The organism is Nocardia sp. NPDC050712 (assembly GCF_040654295.1).
Lineage (GTDB): Bacteria > Actinomycetota > Actinomycetes > Mycobacteriales > Mycobacteriaceae > Nocardia.
Window position 1 is genome coordinate 1 of the sequence record NZ_JBFAHT010000007.1, and the last position, 16,418, is coordinate 16,418.

The 16,418-nt window shown below is 69.1% G+C and carries 18 protein-coding genes; 13 read left to right on the forward strand and 5 right to left on the reverse strand.

The features are described 5' to 3' along the window. The first annotated feature begins 292 nt into the window (after positions 1 to 292). A complete protein-coding gene (locus AB0H76_RS37600) occupies positions 293 to 1,105 on the forward strand; it encodes a hypothetical protein (protein WP_357332237.1) in 813 nt (270 codons plus the stop codon). A gap of 231 nt (positions 1,106 to 1,336) precedes the next feature. On the opposite strand, the gene AB0H76_RS37605 is transcribed toward AB0H76_RS37600, so the two are convergent. Next, positions 1,337 to 2,347: a hypothetical protein gene (locus AB0H76_RS37605; RefSeq protein ID WP_357332239.1), complete on the reverse strand. Its 1,011-nt coding sequence runs from the start codon at positions 2,345 to 2,347 to the stop codon at positions 1,337 to 1,339. A gap of 836 nt (positions 2,348 to 3,183) precedes the next feature. On the opposite strand from AB0H76_RS37605, the gene AB0H76_RS37610 reads away from it, so the two are divergent. From AB0H76_RS37610 to hisI, 5 genes are all read left to right on the forward strand, one after another. Further along, positions 3,184 to 3,687 (forward strand): hypothetical protein, encoded by a 504-nt coding sequence (locus AB0H76_RS37610; RefSeq protein WP_357332241.1) that lies wholly within the window; start codon positions 3,184 to 3,186, stop codon positions 3,685 to 3,687. Between the two features lie 510 nt (positions 3,688 to 4,197). Further along, entirely contained in the window at positions 4,198 to 4,929 is a 732-nt protein-coding gene (priA, locus tag AB0H76_RS37615) for a bifunctional 1-(5-phosphoribosyl)-5-((5-phosphoribosylamino)methylideneamino)imidazole-4-carboxamide isomerase/phosphoribosylanthranilate isomerase PriA (RefSeq protein WP_357332243.1), read from the forward strand. Positions 4,930 to 4,934: 5 nt separating this feature from the next. After that, positions 4,935 to 5,756 carry an inositol monophosphatase gene (locus AB0H76_RS37620; protein ID WP_357332245.1) on the forward strand — a complete coding sequence of 274 codons (822 nt, stop codon included), beginning with the start codon at positions 4,935 to 4,937 and terminating at the stop codon, positions 5,754 to 5,756. A 4-nt stretch (positions 5,757 to 5,760) separates the two neighbouring features. Beyond that, the gene (hisF, locus tag AB0H76_RS37625; protein WP_194820266.1) at positions 5,761 to 6,534 is read left to right on the forward strand and encodes an imidazole glycerol phosphate synthase subunit HisF; all 774 of its coding nucleotides are present in this window, start codon (positions 5,761 to 5,763) and stop codon (positions 6,532 to 6,534) included. Next, positions 6,531 to 6,878: a phosphoribosyl-AMP cyclohydrolase gene (gene hisI, locus AB0H76_RS37630; RefSeq protein ID WP_357332247.1), complete on the forward strand. Its 348-nt coding sequence runs from the start codon at positions 6,531 to 6,533 to the stop codon at positions 6,876 to 6,878. Before hisF ends, hisI begins: the two co-directional genes overlap by 4 nt. Here hisI and AB0H76_RS37635 read toward each other — a convergent pair. The 4 genes from AB0H76_RS37635 to AB0H76_RS37650 form a co-directional block, all read right to left on the reverse strand. Next, entirely contained in the window at positions 6,875 to 7,288 is a 414-nt protein-coding gene (locus AB0H76_RS37635; protein WP_357332525.1) for a MarR family transcriptional regulator, read from the reverse strand. The two genes, hisI and AB0H76_RS37635, sit on opposite strands and share 4 nt — an antisense overlap. A 177-nt stretch (positions 7,289 to 7,465) precedes the next feature. After that, positions 7,466 to 8,086, reverse strand: a complete 621-nt coding sequence (locus tag AB0H76_RS37640; RefSeq protein WP_357332249.1) for a permease — start codon at positions 8,084 to 8,086, stop codon at positions 7,466 to 7,468. Positions 8,087 to 8,159: 73 nt separating this feature from the next. Continuing rightward, a complete protein-coding gene (locus AB0H76_RS37645; RefSeq protein WP_357332251.1) occupies positions 8,160 to 8,621 on the reverse strand; it encodes a peroxiredoxin in 462 nt (153 codons plus the stop codon). Positions 8,622 to 8,713: 92 nt separating this feature from the next. Next, a complete protein-coding gene (locus AB0H76_RS37650) occupies positions 8,714 to 9,052 on the reverse strand; it encodes a hypothetical protein (RefSeq protein WP_357332253.1) in 339 nt (112 codons plus the stop codon). Positions 9,053 to 9,235: 183 nt separating this feature from the next. Here AB0H76_RS37650 and AB0H76_RS37655 point away from each other — a divergent pair, with 183 nt between their 5' ends. From AB0H76_RS37655 to AB0H76_RS37685, 7 genes are all read left to right on the forward strand, one after another. Then, positions 9,236 to 10,786, forward strand: coding sequence for an anthranilate synthase component I (locus AB0H76_RS37655; protein ID WP_357332255.1), 1,551 nt, complete (start codon positions 9,236 to 9,238; stop codon positions 10,784 to 10,786). Positions 10,787 to 10,791: 5 nt separating this feature from the next. Next, positions 10,792 to 11,490 carry a TIGR02234 family membrane protein gene (locus AB0H76_RS37660; RefSeq protein ID WP_357332257.1) on the forward strand — a complete coding sequence of 233 codons (699 nt, stop codon included), beginning with the start codon at positions 10,792 to 10,794 and terminating at the stop codon, positions 11,488 to 11,490. 183 nt (positions 11,491 to 11,673) lie between these two features. After that, positions 11,674 to 12,492, forward strand: coding sequence for an indole-3-glycerol phosphate synthase TrpC (gene trpC / locus AB0H76_RS37665; protein WP_357332259.1), 819 nt, complete (start codon positions 11,674 to 11,676; stop codon positions 12,490 to 12,492). Next, positions 12,492 to 13,742, forward strand: a complete 1,251-nt coding sequence (gene trpB / locus AB0H76_RS37670) for a tryptophan synthase subunit beta (RefSeq protein ID WP_357332261.1) — start codon at positions 12,492 to 12,494, stop codon at positions 13,740 to 13,742. The genes trpC and trpB overlap by 1 nt, the downstream gene beginning before the upstream one ends. After that, entirely contained in the window at positions 13,739 to 14,539 is an 801-nt protein-coding gene (trpA, locus tag AB0H76_RS37675) for a tryptophan synthase subunit alpha (RefSeq protein ID WP_357332263.1), read from the forward strand. The genes trpB and trpA overlap by 4 nt, the downstream gene beginning before the upstream one ends. Before the next feature lie 51 nt (positions 14,540 to 14,590). After that, positions 14,591 to 15,748 (forward strand): prolipoprotein diacylglyceryl transferase, encoded by a 1,158-nt coding sequence (gene lgt / locus AB0H76_RS37680; RefSeq protein WP_357332265.1) that lies wholly within the window; start codon positions 14,591 to 14,593, stop codon positions 15,746 to 15,748. A gap of 90 nt (positions 15,749 to 15,838) precedes the next feature. After that, positions 15,839 to 16,333: a TM2 domain-containing protein gene (locus AB0H76_RS37685; protein ID WP_357332267.1), complete on the forward strand. Its 495-nt coding sequence runs from the start codon at positions 15,839 to 15,841 to the stop codon at positions 16,331 to 16,333. The last annotated feature ends 85 nt before the right edge of the window (positions 16,334 to 16,418 follow it).

A 16,418-nucleotide genomic window follows, 5' to 3' on the forward strand; every position in this document is an offset into this window, starting at 1 on the left:
CCATTCCGAACCCGGAAGCTAAGGCCACCTGCGCCGATGGTACTGCACTCGACAGGGTGTGGGAGAGTAGGACACCGCCGGAACATCCTTTGCGAAAGACCCCCAACATTGTTGGGGGCCTTTTTGCGTTATCGAAGGAATCGCCGGCGGCCGCCACGGCCCACACCTCGGCCCGGGCGCGTTCCGGTGGCCGGATCGGCAATCTTCCCAACCTCGGGGATGCACGTCTTACCTACGGAGTTCGAGTAGTCGTACGGTGCTGGCGGGCAAGGGGTTACGGGAACCTGGCGAGATGAGTAAGCACTGGGGACTGTTCTGGGCGGCTACGGGGGTGGCGACAGTTGTTGCCGCGCTGTTGATTTGGGGGGACGTGGATGCGGCGACGGTGCTCGGCGGGGTGCTCGGGTTCGTGGCGTTCTTCTGGGTGGCCGTGGTCGTGACGGTGCCGTGGAATCTTTATTTCGCCGCGCGGCAGGCCGAGCATCGGATTGCGGCGGCGCGAGGGCGGGATATCGCGGTGACGCCGGAGCGGGAGGTGCGTGGGCTTGCGAAGCGGCTCTTGCTGCTCGCGGTCGGGGCGCATGTCGGCTCGGCGCTGGTGGCGGGCGGGGTCGCGCTGGTTTCGGGGTATGCGATCGCCTACCTGGTCGGCGGGTTCTTTCTGGTGAGCATTGTCTTGCGGCCTGCGGGTGCGTATTTCGGGTACCTGCGACACCGCATCGCGGCGCTGGCTCGCGATATCTCCTACCCGCACGACGATGTGCTCGAGCTGCGAATGCAGGTGCGGGCGGGCGCGGAAAAGCTCGACGCGCTGGAGACCGCGATGGCCGTGTGGCAGGAGTCGGACGCTCGGCAGATCGATGATCTGCGTGACGATGTGCGGCGGCAGAGTGAGCGCGCCACCGCAGAACAGCGGTCGGTGCGGGAGGTCGTCGCCCGCGATCACGCCGACTTGCTGGGCCGCGCGAACGCCGTCGAGCAGCGGATGTCAGGGCTGGCCGGGCGCTTCGACGCCGCCCTGAACGGTGTCACCGATCAGCGCGAAATACTGTCCGGCCTGCGGGCTTTCGCGCGGTTGATGCGCGAGGACCCGCAGGCCGGGTGAAGCTACCCGAGCCCGAGCAGGCGTTCAGCGTGCTCGGGATCCCGCCATCCACGCTGATTGTGGCCGTCGGTGATTTCGTGCGCTCGATGAATTTGCCGGCTGGGTCGTCCACGCCGGTCCAGCCGGGCTGCCGGCACGCCGAGCCGAGTGCTGATCGACGTTTGTGGCAGTGAGTCTCTGGGGTTCGGAGCTGCCGGCGGTACAGCAGGCCGTAGTCCGTTAACGGTGAAACTATCTATGGCGCAGGCAGACTGTCAGACCGCCGGTGATGCCGCTGTCCCAGCTGATCTTGGATGTCCATTCGCTGGGGCAGTTGGCGTCCTGCTGCTCCAAGCGGCCGATGACGTCGCTGGCGGCGGCGGGGTCGGCGCAGTCGACGCGGCGGGCACCGGCGCCGCTGGTGCTGCGCGCGGGCTCGGTGAGGCATTCGCCGATCTGGGCGTAGAGGGCGTGGTCTCCGGCGGCGGGGCCCATGCAGACTGCCAGGACGAAGTCGACCTTGTCGCTGGTGTTCATGGTGAAGGCGCTGGAGCTGGGGGCATCGAGGCACTGGGGGCGGTCGGGGCGGTGGTGCAGGGTGCGCAGGGTCAGGACGCGGTGTTTCGCGCTCGGTCCGGCGCAGTCCACGAGGCGTTGGCTGTTTTCCGCGACGCAGCTGCCCGTCTCGGCGTTCGCCAGGGCCGACGGGGCCATAGGCACGGTGCACAGTACGATCGCGCGGCCGCCGAGCGAGGCCTGCGCGAAGGCCTGCCGGGCTCGCGAGTGGGTACGGCAGGCCTGGTCGACGACCGGGACCTTGCTGTGCAGTTCGGTGCCGATGATCCGCACGGCCGTGCTGTTGACGACGCATTCGGCGCGAACGATCGACTCGCCGGCGTTCTTGATCTCGGCGCAGTCACCGGCGGCGAGGCTGCCCGGATCGAATTTGTTGAACACCGTGGGCACCAGGCACAGCACCGCGCCCGGCTGCGCACCGGTGGCCACCGGTTCGGCCACGGCCCTGGTCACGTCGGGGTACTTCGCGCATGCCGTATCCAGCGGGTAGACCACGTCCTCACGCGCGGCGATGCGGTACATCGCCATCGTGTTGTCGGTGCACTTGTACTCGGTGGGGATGGTCGCGGTGGTCAGCGTGACACAGTCGTCGACAGCCCATTTCACGGGTTCGGGACGGGTCAGAAAATATCCGGTGACGGTCGCCGCGGCCGCGAGCACGGTCACCGCGAAGACGACGAGCGGCACCAGCCAGCGCCGCCGGGGCGCTGCCGAGGGAACCGGAGGCAGAGTAAACGGCGGCCCAGGCGGTGGCGGATAAACGGTGCCAGCTCCGAGTTCCGCTGGGCCCTGCGGTGAGTAACCGTTGACACCCCCGGCATCCAGCGCCGCAAGCGGTGGCGGATAGGCGGTAGCCGCCTCAAACTCCGGCGGGCTCTGCGGTGAATAGTCAACGGCAGCCTCGAGATCCGGGGTGCCGGGCAGCGGATGGGCAGCGCGCTCGTCGACGGCCGGTGGACCTGGGGGCGGGTAGGCGGAAGCTGTCCCAGGGTCTGCGGTTGTGGGTGGCGGTGAGTAGGCGGCGCCCGCGTCGATGTCTGGCAAGCCGAATCGCGGATCAGCCGATGCTGTCTCGGGACTTGTAGGCGATGGAGCGGCGGCGACCGCTTCGATGCCCGACGGATTGGCCGCTGTCCCGGGATCGGTGGGCGCGGACAGCGGCGGACCGTCGCTGACGGTCCCGGAGCCAGTCTGACCGGGCGGCGGATAAGCGGTGGCGGTTCCGAGATCCGTAGCGCCCAAGGCGGTTTCGGATTCGGGAGCAGGGCTGCCGGGTGCGGCGGGTGCCATAGGCAGGTTGGATTGGTCGTGCACGGTCGAACTTTCCCCCGGGGCTGCTGACGCAGCGGTCGTTTCCTCCGCAGGCGCGGAGAAGTTGATCTTAGGGTCTTCTTAACAACCCGTCTACGCAGTAGTTTTCGGGGATCCGGCGGCGATATCGGGGTGAACCCCGAGCCGCAAGGGGGGCGGATGCCGGATCCCCCCGGCCCCGTGGCGGCCTAGCGTCGACGGCGGAGGCCAATATGAAGTCGATCACTTTTCCGCTGACGGTGCTGAGCGTGTACTCGGTGGTTGCCGCGTTCGCTTTCGCCACCACCGCGGCCGAGACAATGCTGCTGTACCCCAACATTTTCCGCGATATTCCGGAGTCGCTGGCGCAGACCGAGGATTTCATGAGCGTGGTCGCCGTGGGCGACGTGATGCGCCCGATGGGGATGGTGCTGACGCTGTGCGCGCTGGCGGCGCTCGGGGCCGCGCTGTACTTCCGGCGCGCCCGGGGCTGGGTCGCCGCGTCGCTGGTTTCGCTGATCAGCGGGCAGTTCCTGCTCTCGATCCTCTACCAGTGGCCGCGCGCGAGCATCCTGTTCGACGACCGGGATCAGCACACACTCGGCGAAATCGAGAGCGCGGCAACGGAATTCCTGATCGGCCAGGGTTTCCGGATCGCGGCCGCGCTGGCCACGGCGGTGTTCGCCGTCGCGGCGGCGCTGGTCTGCTACCGCGCCCGAGTACTGGCCGCGGCCTGAGTCGGGGCAAGAGTGCCGGTCGCCCACGCCGGGGTCGTTTGGGCCGCGGCCTGAGTCAGAGCGAGGTGCGGGCCGACCACCCAGAGGTCGTCTGAGCCGCAGCCCAAGTCAGGGCCGGGTGCGGGTGGGCCGCGCCGGGCCATCCGAAACGAGGCACGCCGCCACTGCGCACTGCTCACCAAGCTGCGGGAATTCGACCCCCCAACCAGTCAGGCCGAGCTGGTCTGGTGCACCCGTAGCGACATCATGGCTTCCTCGCACCGACCTGGCCGAGCGGGGTTTTATCGAAGGCGGCCCGGATCCGTCACCGCGCCCGCACTGCGGCATCTGACCGACCTGGACCAGCGCCTGGACGGCGCGCAGAACGAATCGCCGGCCACGCGTGACCCCGCCAACTGGCGCCCGGCTACCCCCGATCCGCGATGATCACACCCGCACCTGACAAAGGACACGTTTGCGCAGGCCCGCCCGGGGACGGCGGGACCCGCGGCAGCAACTAAACTGCGACGAGTGAGTCTTGTGCTGCTACCTGCTGTCGATGTCGCCAATGGTGAGGCCGTGCGCCTCGTGCAGGGGGAGGCCGGTAGCGAAACCAACTACGGTTCGCCGCTGGAGGCGGCCCTGGAGTGGCAGCGCGGCGGCGCGGAATGGGTGCATCTGGTCGACCTGGACGCCGCCTTCGGCCGCGGGTCCAACCGGGAACTGCTGGCCGAGGTGATCGGTCAGCTCGACGTCAAGGTGGAGCTGTCCGGCGGCATCCGCGACGACGCCTCGCTGGCGGCCGCGCTGGCCACCGGCTGCGCGCGGGTCAACCTGGGCACCGCCGCGCTCGAGGATCCGGTCTGGTGCGCCCGCGCGCTCGGTGAGTACGGCGACAAGATCGCCGTCGGCCTGGACGCGCGCGTCATCGACGGCGAGTACCGGCTGCGTGGCCGCGGCTGGGTCAGCGACGGCGGCGACCTGTGGGAGGTGCTCGAACGCCTGGAGCGTGACGGCTGCACCCGCTACGTGGTCACCGACGTCACCAAGGACGGCACCCTGACCGGCCCGAACCTGGACCTGCTGCGCGAGGTCTGCGCGGCCACCGACGCGCCGGTGATCGCCTCCGGCGGCGTCTCGACGGTCGAGGATCTGATCGCCATCGCGGGGCTGGTGCCCGAGGGCGTGGAAGGCTCCATCGTCGGCAAGGCGTTGTACGCGGGCCGGTTCACGCTGCCCGAGGCACTCGCCGCGGTGCGCTGACCGGGATGGCCGCCGACCAGATCGCCGATCTACCCGGACTGCTCGACACCGCGAGCGAAATCCTCGACGCCGCCATCCCGCGGTTCATCGAGGGGCTCGGCGCGCCGAGCGCGGTCACCAAGGGCCGCAACGACTTCGCGACCGAACTGGATCTGGAGCTGGAACGCACCATCTCCGGTCAGCTGGAGCACCGCACCGGGATCAAGGTGCACGGCGAGGAGTTCGGCGGCCCGCAGTTGGGTTCGGGTACCGCCTGGGTGCTCGACCCGATCGACGGCACGTTCAACTACTCCTCCGGTCATCCGCTGGCGGGCATGCTGCTCGCGCTGGTGCACGACGGCGTGCCCTTGCTCGGCCTGACCTGGCTGCCGAATCTGGGTCAGCGCTACGCGGCCACCGCCGAGGGGCCGGTGCTCTACAACGGCGAGCCGATGCCGCGCCTGCCGCACGCCAAGCTGGCCGAGGCGATGATCGGCTTCGGCGCGTTCAACGTCGATTCGCACGGCCGTATCCCGGGCCGTTTCCGGTTCGATCTGCTCGGCCCGCTCAGCAGCCTGTCCTCGCGGGTCCGGATGCACGGCTCCACCGGCATCGATCTGGCGTTCACCGCCGCCGGAATACTCGGCGGCGCGATCGTGTTCGGACATCACCCGTGGGACAACGCGGCCGGGGTCGCCCTGGTCCGCGCGGCGGGCGGCGTGGTCACCGATCTGGCCGGCGCGCCCTGGACCATCACCTCGGGATCGGTGCTGGCCGCCGCCCCGGGAGTGCACGAAGAATTGCTCGAGATGATCAGCACGGTCGTCGGTGAAGAAAGCGAAGGTTGAGGCAATGACCCTGGCGGTACGCGTGATTCCGTGTCTGGACGTGGATGCGGGCCGGGTGGTCAAGGGCGTCAACTTCGAGAATCTGCGCGACGCCGGTGATCCGGTCGAGCTGGCCGCCACCTACGACGCCCAGGGCGCCGACGAGCTGACCTTCCTCGATGTCACCGCCTCCACCGGCGACCGCGGCACCATGATCGATGTGGTCACCCGCACCGCCGAGCAGATCTTCATTCCGCTGACCGTCGGCGGTGGCGTGCGCACAGTCGAGGACGTGGACCGGCTGCTGCGCGCGGGCGCGGACAAGGTGTCGGTGAACACCGCCGCGATCGCCCGGCCGGAGGTGCTGCGCGAGATGTCGGAGCGGTTCGGTTCGCAGTGCATCGTGCTCTCGGTGGACGCGCGCACCGTGCCGCAGGGTCAGCCCGCGACGCCGTCCGGCTGGGAGGTCACCACGCACGGCGGCAAGCGCGGCACCGGCATCGACGCGGTCGAGTGGGCCGTGCGCGGCGCCGAGCTGGGTGTCGGGGAGATTCTGCTCAACTCGATGGACGCCGACGGCACCAAGGCCGGTTTCGACCTGAAGATGATCGAGTCGGTGCGCGCCGCGGTGACGGTGCCGGTGATCGCCTCCGGCGGCGCGGGCGCGCTGGAGCACTTCGCACCGGCCGTGCACGCGGGCGCGGACGCGGTGCTCGCCGCCAGCGTCTTCCACTTCGGTGACCTGACCATCGGCCAGGTCAAGGATTCCATGCGTGCGGAAGGGATTGTGGTCCGATGAGTCTCGATCCCGCTATCGCCGCCCGGCTCAAGCGCAACGAGGCGGGGCTGGTCGCCGCGGTCGCGCAGGAGAAGAGCACCGGGGATGTGCTGATGGTCGCCTGGATGGACGACGAGGCGCTGGCCCGCACGCTGCAAACCCGCAAGGCGACCTATTACTCGCGGTCGCGCCAGCAGTACTGGGTGAAGGGCGAGACCTCCGGGCACACGCAGTACGTGCACGAGGTGCGCCTGGACTGCGACGGCGACACGGTGCTGCTGGTGGTCGATCAGGAGGGTGTGGCCTGCCACACGGGCACGCACACCTGCTTCGACGCCGACGTGCTGCTGGGGGAGCCGAACTAGTCGTCGTTGGGCTGGGTCAGCGCCTCGCTGAGGCGCTTGGCCAGGATCTCGCTGAGCTCGGCCAGCTGGGACTTCTCCTCCTCGGAGAGCCCGTCGAAGACCAGGTTCCGGACCGCCTCCAGATACCCGGGGGCAGCCGCGACGACCTTCTGATACCCCGCGTCGGTGAGCACCGCCTGCACGCCGCGCTTGCCGGCCTGCGCCGAGCGTTCGGCCCAGCCGAGTCGTTCCAGTTTCGACACGACATGCGACAAACGCGATAGCGACGAATTAGCTTTGCTGGCCAGGTCGCTCATCTGCAGTCGATGGCCCGGTTCTTCGGACAGCAAAGTCAGCACCCAGTACTCAAAGTGGGTAACCCCGGACTCGCGCTGCAATTGGGTATCCAAGGCGCTCGGCAACCGGGTCATCAGCGCGACGATCGCGCGCCATGCCCGCTGTTCAGCAGGGTTGAGCCATTTCGTCACTATGCGCCTTCTCTCGAGCGAAGTGACGTGGGTCCGTCAGTGGTGCACAGTCACCCGCGCCATCGAGTTTGCCACGATTTCGCTCGACCGGCACACAGTTACTTCAGACGGTGAGGGCATTCACACTGCGTCGTGGCGTGTCGGCTTCGTGTCCGGATCGGCGTAGGTGGTATCCGGCGCGCTGTAGATCGTTTCGGTGCGGTTTTCCGGCGCGGTCGCGGCCTTGGCGGCGTGCCGGCGGCGCCAGCCCCGGCGCGCGGTCAGGAAGGCGATGAACAGGAACAGCAGGACGGCGATGATCACGCCGACGAGGGTCGCGCCCCGGAAGGCCGGAGCGTCGACATCGAGCACCCGTTCACCGGCGTGCGCGGCATTGTTTCCGCCCCACACGATGGTCAGCGTCATGAGGTTCGGCACCGCCACGACGAAGGCGAGCACGGCCGCCGCGCCCGCGATGAACTTCCCGCCGCGGCGCCGCCACATCGTGCCGGCGAACAGGAGCAGAAGTAAGGGGATCAGGGTGCACAGGCCGCCGAGCATCAAGCCCCACCAGATGCCCTTGGAGAAGCTGCCGTGAATGGACTCGCCGAGGCGCTGGGCCCACCACCGCGGGATGAACGCGCTGAGGATGAAGTACGCGATCACCAGGACCGCGACCACGGCCAGGCCGCCGAAAAGTCGCGTGCGCCAGGTGCTGGCTGTGGAGTTCGGTTCGACCGGCTGCCCCTCGCGCATCGTCATAGCCTCAGCGTATGCCGCTGACCAGCTCTTATTGGGGCAGCCCGCCCGGCGTTTCGCCCAAAAAGGACTTTGCCTACTTGGCGTTCGCGCGCAGGAACTTCAGCGCGTCGTCGGCATGCACGTCGGCGCCCAGTTCGCTGGAGATCACCTTCTGGATGACGCGGTCGGTGCCGATGACGAAGGTCTGCCGCTTGACCGGGGCCAGCTTGCCCAGCAGCCCGCGCTTGACGCCGAACTGCGCGGCGACGCCGCGGTCGACATCGGAGAGCAGCGGATAGCTCAGGTTCTGCTTGGCGGCGAAGCCGGCCTGGGTGTCGACACCGTCGGCGCTGATGCCGACGCAGGTCGCGCCGAGTTCCTTGAACTCCGTGGCCAGATCCCGGAAGTGGCACGCCTCCTTGGTGCACACGGGGGTATTCGCGGCCGGATAGAAGAACAGCACCACGGGGCCGTCGGCGAGCAGTGCGTCGAGCGAGCGGGGGGTGCCGGTCTGATCGGGAAGTTCGAACTGCGGAGCGAGCTGTCCTGTCTGCATGGCTCGGAGATTACCTTCGAACGCATCCCCGCGGTCACGACCGTGACGAGGTGAGGGCGGCCGGAACGACGGGGATGCGGGACGAGGAAGGGTCAGAAGCCCACGAGCGCGGCGACCTCGGGATTCCTGATTTCCATGACATCGAGGATGCCGTGGGCGCGCAGGAACGGCTTGAGTTCCCGGATGCGGTCGCTGTGATCGGCGTACTCGTCCGGGAAGTGGTTGCGATCCAGCGACTCGAGCGCCTTCACATAGGTGACGAACGAAGCGAGCGCGTTGTAGGTACTGGCAACCTGGGGGCCGCCCATGCCATTCATGCCGACCATCCGCGGGGGTTGACCGGGCATCCCGCCCGGCGCGGCATGCCGGCCATCCGGGCCCGCCTGTTGCGAGGGGTACATCAATTGTCTCCTCTCGATCTTCGTGACCACGTGGCTGGGGATCCAGCTAGCTGTGTGAACGCAGCGAGTGTAGTGACGCCCGCCACATGCGATTCGGGGGGATGAAAACCGGTCGGTTGGCCGTGACCGGCTCGTACGGTTTGCCGGGCTCCTGGTCAGCGCGATGCGCGGCCCGAGCGCAGACCGGGCAGTCGCACTTGGGATGATGGTGCAATGGCTGCCGCGTCCTCACCCACCACCACGACCCGCGCCCAGTTCCATCTCCTGGCCGCGGAGCACCGGGTGGTCCCCGTGATCCGAAAGGTGCTGGCGGACTCGGAGACTCCGCTGTCGGCCTACCGCAAGCTGGCCGGGGACCGCGCGGGGACCTTCCTGTTCGAGTCCGCGGAGAACGGGCGCTCCTGGTCGCGCTGGTCGTTCATCGGCGCCGGCAGCCCGTCCGCGCTGACCGTGGTGGACGGGGAAGCCGCCTGGCTGGGCCACGCCCCGGTGGACGCGCCGTCGGGCGGTGATCCGCTGCTCGCGCTGCGCGAAACCCTGCAACTGTTGCAGACCGAGCGCCTACCCGGACTCCCGCCGCTGACCGGCGGCATGGTCGGCTACCTCGGCTACGACGCGGTGCGCCGGATGGAACGCCTGCCCACCCTGGCCGAGGACGACCTGCAGCTGCCCGAGATGGTGCTGCTGCTGGCCACCGATCTGGCCGCCTTCGACCACCACGAGGGCGCGATCACCCTGATCGCCAACGCCGTCAACTGGAACGGCACCACCGACAACGTCGACGAGGCCTACGACGACGCCGTCGCCCGTCTGGATCGCATGACCGAGGCGCTGGCCGCGCCGGCGGTGTCCACGGTCTCGGTCTTCGATCAGCCCGAACCGGAGTACCGCCGCCGCCGCACGCCCGACGAGTTCGGCGCGGGCGTGCGCCGCCTGGTCAAGGAGATCGAAGCGGGCGAGGCCTTCCAGGTGGTGCTCTCCCAGCGCTTCGAGATGGACTACCAGGGGACCCCGCTCGACCTCTACCGCATGCTGCGCGCCTCGAACCCGAGCCCGTACATGTACCTGATCCACGTGCCCGACGGTGACGGCGGCACCGCCTTCTCCATCGTCGGTTCCAGCCCGGAAGCGCTGGTCACCGTGAAAGAGGGCGTGGCGACGACCCATCCGATCGCGGGCACCCGCTGGCGCGGCGTCACCGAAGAGGACGACCTGCTGCTGGAGAAGGGCCTGCTGGCCGACGAGAAGGAGAACGCCGAGCACCTGATGCTCGTCGATCTGGGCCGCAACGATCTGGGCCGGGTGTGCCAGCCGGGCACGGTGCGCGTCACCGAGTACCGGCACATCGAGCGGTACAGCCACGTCATGCACCTGGTGTCGACCGTCTCGGGCCGGCTCGCCCCCGGCAAGATCGCGCTCGACGCGGTGCGCGCCTGTTTCCCGGCGGGCACGCTCTCCGGTGCGCCGAAGGTGCGGGCCATGGAACTCATCGAGGAACTCGAGCCGACCCGGCGCGGCGTCTACGGCGGCGTCGTCGGCTATCTCGACTTCGCGGGCGACGCCGACACCGCGATCGCGATCCGCACCGCGCTGCTCAAGGACGGCACCGCCTACGTGCAGGCCGGCGCGGGCGTGGTCGCGGACTCCGATCCGGACTACGAGGACGTCGAATCGCGGAACAAGGCGATGGCGGTGCTCAAGGCCATCGCCGCGGCCGAGACGGTGCGCGTCTACGGCGCCGAGAATCGAAGCGAGAACGGCTGATCCGCATGACCGCTGAACCCGATCGACCCGCTCCCCGCAACGCCGGAGTGCGCCTACCGCTCGTCCTGATGGCCTTGGCCGCCGCCCTGATGTGGGGATCGTCCCGGATGACCTGGGTGACGGTGTCCTCCTCGGACGGTCTCACCGAGCCGCGCACGAACGAGCTCAACGGCGGCGTGTGGTTCGGCGCGCTGACCCCGCTGGCGCTGGTGCTGCTGGCCGGCATGGCCGCCGTGCTCGCCACCCGGGGCTGGCCGCGCCGGTTGATCGGCGTGCTGGTCGGGCTGGTGGCCGCGGTGACCGCCGTGCCGTCCTTCGCGCTGCTGACCGGCTCCGGGGATCTGGAGAAGCGCGCGGCCGCGCTGGCCGAACTGCCGGCCCGGGCTACCGTCACGGCGGCCAGTACGGCCCCGCTGCCGTCCGTGCTGGCGCTGCTGGCCGCGCTGGCCGCGTTCGGCGCCTCGGTCCTGCTGGCACGGATGCCGCGCGATACCGCGCAGCTGTCGGGCAAATACGACAATCCGGTGGCGCGCCGGGAGGCGGCCACCGAAGAGGTCAGCAAGCAGCGCACCGCGGACAAACCGGACGGGGCGCTGTCGGAGCGGGTGCTCTGGGACGCGCTCGACGCCGGCACCGATCCCACCGAGGACACTCCGAAAGCCGGTGCGCAAGCTCCGGATTCGGCGGGCGGCCAGGCGACCTGACGTGACCGGCACCACTTTCGACCCCCGGTTGCCTCGGATTCGCGAGCGGCTCGCGCCGCCGCAGCCCAACCCCGGCGCGACCGGGAAACTGCCCGCCATTTATTCTTTGTCAGCATCGGTGAGACAGCGCCTGGGGGGATTCTCAGGCAGCAAGTCCGTCTCCCCAGAAAGGATTCGAGCCAGATGACGGTACTCGACTCGATTCTCGACGGGGTCCGCGCGGATGTGGCCGCCCGGGAAGCCCTCCTGGATTTCCAGGGCATCAAAGCCGCCGCGACCAAGGCCCCCGCACCGCTCGACGCGCGCGCCGCGCTGCTCGAAGACGGCATCGGCGTCGTCGCCGAGGTCAAGCGGGCTTCGCCCTCCAAGGGCGCGCTGGCCGACATCCCGGACCCGGCGAGCCTGGCCAAGGCCTACGAGGACGGCGGCGCCCGGATCATCTCGGTGCTCACCGAGGGCCGCCGCTTCGGCGGTTCGCTCGACGATCTGGACGCGGTCCGCGCCAACGTCTCGATCCCGATCCTGCGCAAGGATTTCGTGGTCGGCCCCTACCAGATCCACGAGGCGCGGGCGCACGGCGCCGACGTCATCCTGCTGATCGTGGCGGCGCTGGAGCAGGACACCCTGTCCGCGCTGATCGACCGCACCGAATCGCTGGGCATGACCGCGCTGGTCGAGGTGCACACCGAGGAGGAGGCCGACCGCGCGCTGGAAGCCGGCGCCTCGGTCATCGGCGTGAACGCCCGCAACCTGAAGACTCTCGAGGTGGACCGCGACGTGTTCGCGCGGATCGCCCCGGGCCTACCCACCGAGGTCATCCGCATCGCCGAATCCGGCATCCGCGGCACCGCCGATCTGCTGGCCTACGCCGGTGCCGGCGCCGACGCCGTGCTCGTCGGCGAGGGTCTGGTGACCAGTGGTGACCCGCGCGCCGCGGTCCTGCAGCTGGTGACCGCCGGCACGCACCCCTCCTGCCCGAAGCCCGCGCGGCGAGGCCGCTGATGAGCGCCTTCCCCAAGGCCAGCGACGGCGTCCACGACAAGAGCACGCACGAACCCGATCAGGGCGGCCACTGGGGCGCCTACGGCGGACGGCATGTGCCCGAGGCGCTGATGGCCGTGATCGAAGAGGTCACCGCCGAATACGAGAAGTGCCGGCTGGATCCGAACTTCCTCGACGAGCTGGACCGCCTGCAGCGCGACTACACCGGGCGTCCGTCGCCGGTGTTCGAGTGCACCCGGCTGGCCGAGCACGCCGGTGGCGCGCGCATCCTGCTGAAGCGGGAAGACCTGAACCACACCGGTTCTCACAAGATCAACAATGTGCTGGGCCAGGCGCTGCTGGCCAAGCGGATGGGCAAGACCCGGGTCATCGCCGAGACCGGCGCCGGCCAGCACGGCGTCGCCACCGCTACCGCGTGCGCGCTGCTCGGGCTCGAATGCGTCATCTACATGGGCGCGGTCGACACCGCGCGCCAGGCGCTGAACGTGGCCCGCATGCGGCTGCTCGGCTCCGAGGTGATCTCGGTGGACACCGGCTCGCAGACCCTCAAGGACGCGATCAACGAGGCCCTGCGCGACTGGGTTTCGCACGCCGACGACACCTACTACTGCTTCGGCACCGCCGCGGGCCCGCACCCGTTCCCGATGATGGTGCGCGATTTCCAGCGCATCGTCGGCATGGAGGCGCGCGTGCAGGTGCAGACCCACACCGGCCGGCTGCCGGACGCGGTCGTCGCCTGCGTCGGCGGCGGCTCCAACGCCATCGGCATCTTCCATCCCTTCCTCGACGACAAGGCCGTGCGCCTGGTCGGCTTCGAGGCGGCCGGTGACGGCGTCGAAACCGGAAGGCACGCGGCCACTTTCACCGGCGGCACGCCCGGCGCCTTCCAGGGCGCGTACTCCTACCTGCTGCAGGACGAAGACGGCCAGACCATCGAATCGCATTCCATCTCGGCCGGTCTGGACTACCCGGGCGTCGGCCCGGAGCACGCCATCCTCAAGGATGTCGGCCGCGCCGAGTACCGGCCGATCACCGACACCGAGGCGATGGACGCGCTGCTGCTGCTGTCCCGCACCGAGGGCATCATCCCGGCGATCGAGTCCGCGCACGCGGTGGCGGGCGCCCTGCAACTGGGCAAGGAACTCGGCGAGGGCGCGGTCATCCTGGTGAACCTGTCCGGTCGCGGTGACAAAGACATGGACACCGCCGCCAAGTGGTTCGGCTTGTACGGCGAGGAGAACGCGCAGTGAGCCAGCAGTCCCGTCTCGCGAACACCTTCGCCGCGGCACGCTCGGAGAACCGGGCCGCGCTGATCGGCTACCTGCCCGCCGGCTTCCCCGATCTCGCGGGTTCCATCGCGGCCGTCACGGCCATGGTCGAATCCGGTTGCGACATCATCGAGGTCGGCGTCGCCTACTCCGATCCGGTGATGGATGGGCCGACCATCCAGCAGGCCGCCGAGCAGGCGCTGCGCGGGGGAGTGCGGGTCAAGGACGTCTTCACCGTCGTTGAGGCGATCACCGCGGCCGGCGGCCAGGCCGTCGTAATGAGCTACTGGAATCCGGTGCTCAAGTACGGCATCGACCGCTTCGCGCGGGACCTGGCCGGCGCCGGCGGGGCGGGCATCATCACCCCGAATCTCATTCCGGACGAAGCCGACGACTGGTTCGTCGCCTCGGCCGCGCACGATCTGGATCGCATCTTCCTGGTCGCGCCCTCCTCCACCGAGGAGCGTCTGGTGAAGACCCTGGAAGCTTCGAGCGGGTTCATCTACGCGGCCTCCACCATGGGCGTCACCGGCGCCCGCGACGCGGTGTCGTCGATGGCGCCGGCGCTGTGCGCGCGGGTGCGCACGCACTCCGATATCCCGATCGGCGTCGGCCTCGGTGTGCGCTCGGGCGCGCAAGCGGCCGAGATCGCCGCCTACGCGGACGGCGTCATCGTGGGCTCGGCCCTGGTGAGCGCCGCGGGCGAGAGCCTGGACGCGGTGCGGGCGCTGACCGCCGAGCTCGCCGAGGGTGTGCGCTCGGCCACCGTTTCGTCCTAGCGGTAAAGCCCGTCGGCCGGGCGGCGGCCGGCACCCAGTACGGTTGCTGGCGTGACCGTACAAGTCTTGGCAGACACCGCGGCGGCCGGAACCAGCGTGCTGGCCTATATTCCGAGCCCCTCGCAAGGGGTGTGGCATCTGGGGCCGCTGCCGCTGCGGGCCTACGCCCTGTGCATCATCATCGGCATCATCACCGCCATCTGGTGGGGTGACAAGCGGTGGCAGGCGCGCGGCGGCCAGCCGGGGACGGTCCTGGATGTCGCGATGTTCGCGGTGCCGTTCGGTCTGATCGGTGGCCGGCTCTATCACGTGGCCACCGACTGGGAGAAGTATTTCGGCGCGGGCAAGCACCCGATCGAGGCGCTCTACATCTGGCAGGGCGGCCTGGGCATCTGGGGTGCGGTGCTACTCGGCGGCGTCGGCGCCTGGATCGGCTGCCGGGTCTATCGAATCCCGTTGCCCGCCTTCGGTGACGCCATCGCGCCGCCGATCCTGCTGGCCCAGGCCATCGGCCGGCTCGGCAACTGGTTCAACCAGGAGCTGTACGGCCGGGAGACCACGCTGCCCTGGGGCCTCGAGATCTACCCGCGGTTCGACGCGGACGGCCAGCTGGACATGATGAACGGCGTCTCCAACGGGGTCGCCGAGAAGGTCGTGCAGCCGACGTTCCTGTACGAGCTGCTGTGGAACCTGCTGGTGGTTTTCCTGCTGGTGCAGATCGACAAGCGGTACCGGATCGGGCACGGTCGCCTGTTCGCGCTGTATGTCGCGGGGTATTGCGTGGGCCGGTTCGTGGTGGAGTTGCTGCGTGACGACGAGGCCACGTTGATCGCGGGTATTCGCGTCAACTCGTTCACCGCGGCGATCGTATTCCTCGGGGCTCTCGCCTATTTCATGTTCGCCACGCGTGGGCGGGAGACGGCCGCGCAGTTGCAGCCGAACGGTATGGAACGGCCGTGGCCGTGGCAGATCGGCGCGCTGCGCCGGGTCGGCGCGGAGTCCGAGACCACCGCGGGTGAGCCGGCCGTCGTGCTCGAGAAGTCCGAGACGGACGAATCCAGCACCCCGGACAAGAAATCCGAGCCGGACGTAAACGAAACCGAGTCCACCGACGATAAGGATCCGGAGACCGGCGATCCCACGCCGGAGGCCGAGCCGTCGGGAACCGATGCGACAAAATCGGGTGATTCGGGCAAGAATGTCACCTGATCGTCGCGGGTAGCTTGTTCGCCCCGTTCGGCAGATCGATGAAATGCCGGGGGCCGGAGGGGTACCCGCGCACGAATGAGGAGGACATTAGTGACCGACCCTTACCAGCAGAACAATCCTGGATACGGCGGCCAGCCCCAGTACGGCCCGCCCGGTACGGGTCCTGATCTGAGCAAGCCGCAGTCCGATCCCTATGCGCAGCAGCAGCCGCAGCAGTACGGGCAGCCGTCGGATCCCTACGCCCAGCAGCCGCAGTACGGCCAGCAGCCGCAGCAGTACGGGCAGCCGGGCGGCTACCCCGGGCAGTACGGCCCGGGCGTGGATCCGGAGGCCCCCTTCGGCCGCGATCAGTACGGAACCCCGTTCTCCGACAAGCAGAAGCTGGTCGCGGGTCTGCTGCAGATCTTCCTGGGCGCGTTCGGTGCCGGCCGCTTCTACACCGGCCACACCAACCTCGCCATCGCCCAGATCGCGGTCGTCTGGCTGACCTGTGGCCTCGGCGGCATCTGGCCGCTGATCGACGGCATCCAGATGCTGATGGGCAGCGTGCCCGACGCGAACGGACGCCCGCTGCGCGAGGGCTGACCCCGCTACGCACCCAACACCCCACTTCGGTTCGAAGTGGGGTGTTTTCGTTGTCAAGTGTTTCGCGCGGCAAGATCGCGATAGT

Excerpts from the sequence above, each read along its gene's own strand:
- AB0H76_RS37600 (WP_357332237.1), top strand. The coding sequence starts at position 293 with ATGAGTAAGCACTGGGGACTGTTCTGGGCGGCTACGGGGGTGGCGACA.
- AB0H76_RS37610 (WP_357332241.1), top strand. The coding sequence starts at position 3,184 with ATGAAGTCGATCACTTTTCCGCTGACGGTGCTGAGCGTGTACTCGGTG.
- AB0H76_RS37620 (WP_357332245.1), top strand. The coding sequence starts at position 4,935 with ATGGCCGCCGACCAGATCGCCGATCTACCCGGACTGCTCGACACCGCG.
- hisF (WP_194820266.1), top strand. The coding sequence starts at position 5,761 with ATGACCCTGGCGGTACGCGTGATTCCGTGTCTGGACGTGGATGCGGGC.
- hisI (WP_357332247.1), top strand. The coding sequence starts at position 6,531 with ATGAGTCTCGATCCCGCTATCGCCGCCCGGCTCAAGCGCAACGAGGCG.
- AB0H76_RS37635 (WP_357332525.1), bottom strand. The coding sequence starts at position 7,288 with ATGACCCGGTTGCCGAGCGCCTTGGATACCCAATTGCAGCGCGAGTCC.
- AB0H76_RS37640 (WP_357332249.1), bottom strand. The coding sequence starts at position 8,086 with ATGACGATGCGCGAGGGGCAGCCGGTCGAACCGAACTCCACAGCCAGC.
- AB0H76_RS37645 (WP_357332251.1), bottom strand. The coding sequence starts at position 8,621 with ATGCAGACAGGACAGCTCGCTCCGCAGTTCGAACTTCCCGATCAGACC.
- AB0H76_RS37655 (WP_357332255.1), top strand. The coding sequence starts at position 9,236 with ATGGCTGCCGCGTCCTCACCCACCACCACGACCCGCGCCCAGTTCCAT.
- AB0H76_RS37660 (WP_357332257.1), top strand. The coding sequence starts at position 10,792 with ATGACCGCTGAACCCGATCGACCCGCTCCCCGCAACGCCGGAGTGCGC.
- trpC (WP_357332259.1), top strand. The coding sequence starts at position 11,674 with ATGACGGTACTCGACTCGATTCTCGACGGGGTCCGCGCGGATGTGGCC.
- trpB (WP_357332261.1), top strand. The coding sequence starts at position 12,492 with ATGAGCGCCTTCCCCAAGGCCAGCGACGGCGTCCACGACAAGAGCACG.